Source organism: Micromonospora sp. LOL_024, from assembly GCF_048060415.1.
In the GTDB taxonomy this organism is placed as follows: domain Bacteria; phylum Actinomycetota; class Actinomycetes; order Mycobacteriales; family Micromonosporaceae; genus Micromonospora.
Window position 1 is genome coordinate 1 of the sequence record NZ_JBHMIS010000075.1, and the last position, 7371, is coordinate 7371.

Sequence of the window (7371 nt, forward strand, 5' to 3'; positions counted from 1 at the left end):
CACTCCCCATCCTGGGCATCACCAACACTCCGGACACCCACGGAACTTGATTAAGCCCTGCCCCGTGGCCTGGTCGCTGTGACGAACTGTGGCTCCGACGGCTGGCGTCTACCCTTCCTTGGTGGCGCACTCTCATGCCGCGGATAGCTCGGCACCGAGCGCGACTGACTGTCCCACCGGTGTCGGTACGCGGGTTGTAGCCAATGTCGACCTGCGCTGGGTGGGCTGGCACCATGGCCTCGTGACGTGCGTGGAGATCAACGGCGCTCCGGCTTCGATTGATGCGGTCCACCGAGCCGCGACCTGGAACTACGGGCACTACACGTGCATGCAGGTACGCCGTCGCAGGGTGCCGGGTCTGGCGCTGCATCTCCGGCGGCTGCGGGAAGCGTCGGCCGTGTTGTTTCCCGACACAGTGGCACCCTCCGATTCTAAGATCATCGAACTGATCGAGCATGCTCTGCGGGAGGAGCAGGACGCTTCAGTGCGGGTCACCGTCCTCCCCGTGCTGTCGAACGCGGCCGGTACCGACGTGATGGTGTCTGTTTCCGAGCCGGTCCCGGACACCGCACGTGCACCACTGCGGGTCATGACCGTCCCTTATGAGCGGGAGTTGCCAGGGCTCAAGCACGTGGCGACGATGGGTTTGACACACCGCTGTCTCGAGGCTCGCCGGGCAGGGTTCGACGACGTGCTCTTCACCGGACGGGATGGCAATCTGCGAGAGGGGTCCGTCTGGAACGTCGCCTTCTGGGACGGCGAACAGGTGATCTGGCCCGAAGCCCCGATGCTCGCCGGCATCACCATGCAGGTCCTGCGGCTCGGCTTGAGGGAACTCGGCATCCCCGAACAACAGCGAAGGCTCACGAGCGGCTCGCTGACCGAGATGAGAGCCGCCGCCGCGACCAACTCACATTGCCCGGCGCAACCGATCGCCGCCATCGACGAAACAGTTCTCCGCGAACCTGAGGCGTTGACGACTCTGCTGCGGCGGGCCTGGCAGGAAGCGCCCTGGGATACGCTCCACGCTGCCCAGTAGCAACCGGTTCGCCAGAACGGACATCCTGCCAGCCATCCGTTCCTGATGGGGCTCACGGATCGCCGCGACTCGCGCAGCGCCCGACGGCGTGGCTGTCAGCGCCCGTACGACGAGTCGGGCAGGAGCAGTTCGAAGGCCGGCCCCGGGCGGGAGGGCTGCCAACCGGCGGCCAGGGCCTGGCGGACACCTACAGTCACCGTGCCGGGCAATACCGGCTGGCTCGGTAATCCGAGCCAGTTGCTGGGATGAGCGCAAGGCAGCGATGCCACCATCAGGGCGCCTGGCTGCTCCGCACGCTCGACAACGAAGGTCAGCGGTGACCAGCCGAGGGCTTGACAGTAGGTCGGTCTGCGACGAACCGACCAGCGGTAGGTCACGCCGTCTACCGTGATTTTCCGAGAACCCTTGCTTGCCAGCGTCATTCACACCCCGTGGGCCTCGGCCATCCCGTGGCGAGGACCGTAGCGAGATCCCGACAGCGCCGCTATCGATATGGCGCAGCTCGGTACTCAAAGTGTCTGGTAGCCGCGATTCGCATGCTGACCGGGATCATCGTGCGTCGAGCTTGCCCGGGCGTATGGAGCCGGACAGGAGGACGAAGTTCAGCCGATGATGGCGGCGAGAGTCGGGTTCGCAGCTCGCGTCGTGATCGACGGCTGCGGCCGCCGCCGAGCAGTCTGGAGGTTGCTGAAAGGCTGGGACTCCAGTTTCACCTGCCAGTTCGTCGAGTGCCGGGTCGCCGACCGCTACCCGCAGACCCGGAACTGCGGGGTCGGGTCGGCTGATCAGCCGGTCCGTCGACGGCACCGGGGCTGGAGAACGACAGCGAAGGCGCTGCAGGACGGGAAGACTTCGGTGGCGGCCATTGCGACGCCGCGATCTGGGCCCCGGTGACCGGCAGGGTGGGCGAGATCTGGTCGAGCAAGCGCTGCGCCAGGGTGGCGTCGATCTCGAGGTCTGCGCTGATGCGAACATCGGCCGCGGTCGCCAGGTCCACGACGTCGTCGTTGGTGAACGCATCAGCTCCGAGAGTACTCAGCCGTCGCGCGAACTCCTGGACATTGATCATTTGCAGCCTCACCGTCGGATTGTTAATTATCCACCGTAACCCCCGCTTCGGTCGGCGGATCCTGCGCCCGCCGTGCGGCCGACAGTCAGCGCCGACAACTGCGACCGCTGCGCGGCAGTGTCCGCAACTCATCGGTGAGCTAATCGCGCGCGGGGCCGGCAGGGCCGTCATGCTCTGTGTTACCCATGCTGTCCCGCGACGCCCGGAAATGCCGCGGATCGAGTCGGCGCCGGAGTTGTCACGTCATCTGGGAGGCTTCCAGATCGTGACGGGTAAGGGCGGCGTGGAGTTGTAGCGCCTCGGCTGCCAGGTTCTCGCGACCGCCTTGTTCACGGTCGATGGCGCAGACCACGGTGTTCACCTGGGCGCCGATTCCGCGGAGCTGGGCGGACGACGCCAGTAGGGCGCCTCCGGTGGTCACGACGTCTTCGATCAGGACGACCCGCCGTCCGTTCACCGGACCGCCTTCGGCGAGCTTGCTCGTGCCGTACTCCTTGGCATGCATTCGTACGAAGACCGTGGGCAGTCCGGTCAGTTGTGACATCACGGTGGCGAGGGGGATGCCGCCCATCTCCATCCCCGCCAACACGTCGCACTACGGCAGCAGCGCCACCATCGCTTCGGCGACCTCGCGCAACAGATCCGGCTCTCCCTCGAAAAGGTACTTGTCGAAGTACTCCTCGCTGACCTGCCCGGAGCGTAGACGGAACCGTCCGGTCAGATGGCAGGTGTCGTAGACGCGGCGCGCAAGCGGGTAGGTCACCCGCTCAGCCTCGCATCCGGGTCTGGATCGGGAACACCGTGCCGGTGGCAGCATCGTCAGATCGTTGTCCTGAGCACTTCAACGTGTACGCGCATCTGGCCGCCGAGCGGGCGCGCTGGTTAGGCATTCTGCTCGTCAAACGGTTCGTCACTCCACCGCCACCACGCCTCGTCGCCATCGATGTGGAGGAGAAACTCAGGAACCTCCTGGCCATCCGGGTACCGAAGCGTCACGGCGTTCCGGACGGCCTCGTACGCGTGCCCCCCAGGACTCGACATCCTCATCGATGCCATCGAGCCGCCGCAGTTCCTCGGCGAAGAGCGGCCGAACCGCCGCCAGTCCTTCCCTCGGGTCGACACGAGGGTTCAACCATGGGAAGTCGCCACCGTTCACCAGAAGCTCAGCAAGCACCCCGCCGTCGTCGCGTCGGTGCAGCGTCCAGGCGCCACCGTAATGATCACCCACGATGACGACATTAGCGGCCGTAGAAGCGTCACTGCTGACATGCCCGGCTTCGCCACTGATCGCACCTCGGCCAGCAGATGCACGGATCTGCCGCGAGACGCTCGCGACGCACCGTCACAGCATCTGACCGGCTGCCTCGCCGTTGCAGGTCCTGGCCGATAGCGCAGGCGCTTCGGTCCGCTGCTGGGGGCGGGGATGATCGCTCCCAGTTGGGCCAGTGGCGGTCGGGGCGGAAGGATTACCGGTCATGGGGCGTGTGGTGGAGGTGTCAAGCCCGTTCGACGTGCGGCGGTGTCGCGTCGGGCTCGGTGATGCTGACGTTGTGCAGATCAACCAGCCGCTGCCCGAGGTGGACTATCGGTCGCTTGCGGCGCTTCTGTCGGACCATCCGACGGTGACTCTGCGCGTCTACGGTTCTGATGAGGATCTCGCTACGCTGCGGTTTCTGCGCTGGTTCCCGCGTCTGCGTCGGCTCAGCATCGCCGGCCTGCACCGCCTGACCGATCTGGCGCCGCTGCAGCAGTTGAACGCCGATGTCGAGTTCCTCGACATCGGCGAGACCCGCACGCCTGTCGATCTCACTCCGGTCGCCGCGTTCCAGGGACTTCGTCAGCTGCGGATCGTGGCGCACCGACGTGGCCTGCCGGACCTGCTCAACGCCAACCCTGGTCTGCGTGGACTGGCGCTGTGGCGACTGCCCGTAGACCAGATCCTGCCCGTCATGGCCCTACCCGATCTGCAGTCACTGGCGCTGACGCTCGGCTCGCTGACCAACGCCGAGTGGCTTACCTGCGTTCCCACCCTCCGCTACCTCGCGCTGCGTGCGGTCCGCAAACTCACCAACCTCGACGCGGTGACGCGTCTGCCCGCTCTGCAGTGGCTGTGGTTGGACGCCCTCACCCTGGAGGACCTTCCTGACTTCGCCGCCTGCAGCGCGCTGCTGCGCGTCGACTGCACCGAGCTGCGTCACCTTCGGCATCCGGCATCGCTGCAGGGTCTCGCGGCCGCACCCCGACTTCGGGAAACTCATGGTCACCGAATCGCGGCTGCCGATCGAGGCGTTCCTTCCCTTCGTTGATCACCCCACGCTCGAACACGTCGGCGTCGGCCTCGGTACCGAACGCCGCAACCATGACGCCACACGCCTGCTCCGCCGGACACCACCACCCGCCGACACCGACTTCGCCACGACACACGGCCTCCTCCGCATGCGGTAACCCCGGCACAAGGCTGCCGTATACCGTGTCCGTCTGCCGCGCACAGCACGTTGGCGGCGTTCGACATCCATGACAACACGGTAGGTGGAACCTGCTGTACGAACGGGAGCCTACCGGGGGTCGTCGGTGTCCCACGGGTAGCTGAACTGGGCCGGTGTGAGTTGCCACTCGGCGACGAGCCTGAGCAGGCTGGACTCGTCGGTGGCGGTGTCGATGCGGATCTGCCGGGCGTCGACGTCGTAGTCCCAGCCTTCGAGCTGCTGCTCGTTATAGTCCCAGTGTGCGAGCTGGAAGGATCGTTGCGCGTCGGGGCGTTGCCATCCTTCGCGTTCGGCGAGGTCGTCACGCTGGCTCAGGATCGGAGTGATGTCGACGAATGCACGGCGTCCCGGCGCTGCCGGCACCTCTGCCACGAGCCGACGCCCGAGCCGAAGTGCGCTGAGCTTGTCTTGTGGCCACGTCGGCGTCGCAGCTTCCACGTTTGCCGATTCTTCGGAGGCGAGGGGGTCTGAGGCGGCCGGGGCTGCTACCAGGGGACGGGGGTGTAGTTCTTGAGCAGGACGCCGTGTAGTGGTGTGCCGGTTTCGCCGCTGATGATGGGGTGGTAGATGCGGGCTGCGGCGTCGGTGACGTCCAGTGGTGGTTGCCAGCCGGTGGCGGCGCGGTGGGCTTTGATGGTGGTGGGGTTTTCGTCGGTGATCCAGCCGGTGTCGACGGCGCACATGTGGACGTGGTGGCGGGCGAGGTCGGTGGCGCCGACGCGGGTGAGCATGTTGAGGGCGGCTTTGCTAACGCTGGTGTGGGGGTGCCGGGTGGGGCCGGTGCTGTCTTCGGAGAACCAGCCTTCACGGCCGGTCACGTTGATCACGTACCGGTGGCCGGGGCCGGGTGCGGTCAGGGCCGGGCGGAGCCGGTCGAGCAGAAGGAACGGTGCGACAACGTTTACCAGTTGCACCTCCAGCAGTTCGACCGGGTCGATCTGGCCGAGGGCGGCGGTCCAAGAGTTCGCGGTGCCGGGGACGACGAGCGCGCCGGTGGCGTCGATGAAGGAGGTCAGCTCGCGGCGGGGTGCTTCCGGGAGGGTGGCGAGACGCAGGCTCCAGTCCGGTGGTGCGGCCCCCGGTCGGAAACCGGCGGCTGATTCGACGGCGACGCCGTGCGGGGCGGCTCGGCACTCTGCCGCGATGAGCGGCTGGTAGGCCCACATCGGCCGGCGGACCGTCTGGGCCGCATTGTTGATCAGGATGTCCAGTCGAGGTGCGCCCACGGCCAGCCGTTCGGCAACGTCGAGCACCTGACGAGGGTCGCGCAGGTCCGCGCCGATGACGCGCAGTGACGCCAACCAGTCGGTCGCGTCGGGCTCGTGTGCGTACCGGCGGGCGGCGTCAGCCGGGAATCGCGTCACCACCGTGACGGCAGCCCCATCGCGGAGCAGTTTCAACGCCACCTGGAAGCCGATTTTGACCCGGCCTCCAGTGACCACCGCCCTGCGGCCGGTCAAGTCGGCACGGGCGTGCCGATGCTGACGGTGCAGGTCTGCGCAGGCGGGGCAAAGCGCGTGGTAGAAGGCGTCGACGGTACGGAACCGGTCGCGGCAGGCGTAGCAGCGGCGGTCCCGTCGGGTCCGTCCGACCCCGGCCGTGTCGGACAGATCAGTGGGTTCTGCTACCGGTATGCCTTCGGCGCGGTCTGCGGCTGCGGTGGCGGCGTCGGCGACGACGGCCCGGTCGGCGGCGGCGGTGTTGCGCCGTCGATCAGCGCGCCGCTGGCGCTGCGCGTCTTTGAGCAGGCCGTCGACGGCGCGTTGGACTCGTTGACGGACCGGGTCGTTGACGGGCAATGCGCGGATCTCGCTGAGCACCCGCAGGGTTCGCTCGATCTCGGCGCTGTTCATCGTTCCTCACCAACCGGTCGACGTGGACGGACCGGATTCGAACCGGTGTCCTCCGCCTTGAGAGGGCGGCGCGTCGACCTCTGCGCTACCGACCACGCGACGGGGGTGGGACCCGACCGGACTCGAACCGGCATCCTCCGCCATGCAATAGCGACGCGACTACCTCTGCGCTACGGGCCCCACCACGACGCATCGTAGCGACGCCGATCACCTTGCCGCCAACCGATTAGCCCTGCAGACCGGTTGATGTGCGGTCGAGGCCCATGGTGCGGGAGGTAGATCAGATTTCGATGGTGTCGGCCGATTGCCGCCGATGTCGCCGTACGGGGCCACCCTCGGCAGGTCAGGTGTCGTGGGTCGGGCGCACAATCAGCAGATGCACGTCCAACCCCGCTTGCTGGTCGAGCCGTTTCATCGCCTGGCGAAGGGGCGCTGCGCCCCGGGCGGCGGGGTTAGGCGTGCGTACACCCGATCCGGTGCTGTGGGGGCCGCCCTGTGGTGTCGGAGCGTTCGAGGGCGGTGGCGGTGGTTACGGTCCGGGTGGGCGGCGGGGGTGTCGGTCGGTGATGGCGCGGATCTCGGCGACGGCGTCGCGCCAGTGCATCGACTGGCGTTCGGTGCCGAAGTGGAGGTGTTCGGCGCAGAACCAGTAGGCGTTTTCCGGGTGGCCGACCCAGTGTGCGGCTTCGCGTCTGGCGAATGCCGCTCTCTCCTGGTCGGTGATGGCGAAGTGCACCACGGTGAATTGGGTTGCTCTGTCGGTTGATCCACAGACGAGGCACAGCGGTGGCTTCATGAAGGTGAGTTTCCCAGCTTCGATCCGAATCTCTGGGCCGGGTTCCTGAGAGGTAGGGGGCTGTGGTGCAGGGCCATTGCGTAAAACCGGTGACGTTACGTGACTGCGTCGATGAGTTGGGTTGATCG

General features: G+C 67.0%; 5 protein-coding genes, 2 tRNA genes and 1 pseudogene. 2 read left to right on the forward strand and 6 right to left on the reverse strand.

What is annotated here, in order from left to right:
* The first annotated feature begins 241 nt into the window (after positions 1-241).
* Complete coding sequence (locus ACFHWY_RS27540; RefSeq protein ID WP_416583165.1) at positions 242-1039, forward strand: aminotransferase class IV; 798 nt, start codon at positions 242-244, stop codon at positions 1037-1039.
* Positions 1040-2346: 1307 nt separating this feature from the next.
* Here the strand turns inward: ACFHWY_RS27540 and pyrE are convergent.
* Positions 2347-2871 (reverse strand): annotated as a pseudogene (pyrE, locus tag ACFHWY_RS27545) (orotate phosphoribosyltransferase).
* Positions 2872-3583: 712 nt separating this feature from the next.
* On the opposite strand from pyrE, the gene ACFHWY_RS27550 reads away from it, so the two are divergent.
* Positions 3584-4414: a hypothetical protein gene (locus ACFHWY_RS27550; protein ID WP_416583166.1), complete on the forward strand. Its 831-nt coding sequence runs from the start codon at positions 3584-3586 to the stop codon at positions 4412-4414.
* 249 nt (positions 4415-4663) lie between these two features.
* Here the strand turns inward: ACFHWY_RS27550 and ACFHWY_RS27555 are convergent, their stop codons facing one another.
* The 5 genes from ACFHWY_RS27555 to ACFHWY_RS27575 form a co-directional block, all read right to left on the reverse strand.
* The gene (locus ACFHWY_RS27555) at positions 4664-5032 is read right to left on the reverse strand and encodes a hypothetical protein (RefSeq protein ID WP_416583167.1); all 369 of its coding nucleotides are present in this window, start codon (positions 5030-5032) and stop codon (positions 4664-4666) included.
* Positions 5033-5079: 47 nt separating this feature from the next.
* Positions 5080-6447 carry an SDR family NAD(P)-dependent oxidoreductase gene (locus tag ACFHWY_RS27560; RefSeq protein WP_416583168.1) on the reverse strand — a complete coding sequence of 456 codons (1368 nt, stop codon included), beginning with the start codon at positions 6445-6447 and terminating at the stop codon, positions 5080-5082.
* A 21-nt stretch (positions 6448-6468) separates the two neighbouring features.
* Positions 6469-6543 (reverse strand) — tRNA-Glu (locus ACFHWY_RS27565).
* Between the two features lie 11 nt (positions 6544-6554).
* Positions 6555-6627, reverse strand: a tRNA-Ala gene (locus ACFHWY_RS27570).
* A 349-nt stretch (positions 6628-6976) separates the two neighbouring features.
* A complete protein-coding gene (locus ACFHWY_RS27575; protein ID WP_416583169.1) occupies positions 6977-7243 on the reverse strand; it encodes a hypothetical protein in 267 nt (88 codons plus the stop codon).
* Positions 7244-7371: the final 128 nt, after the last annotated feature.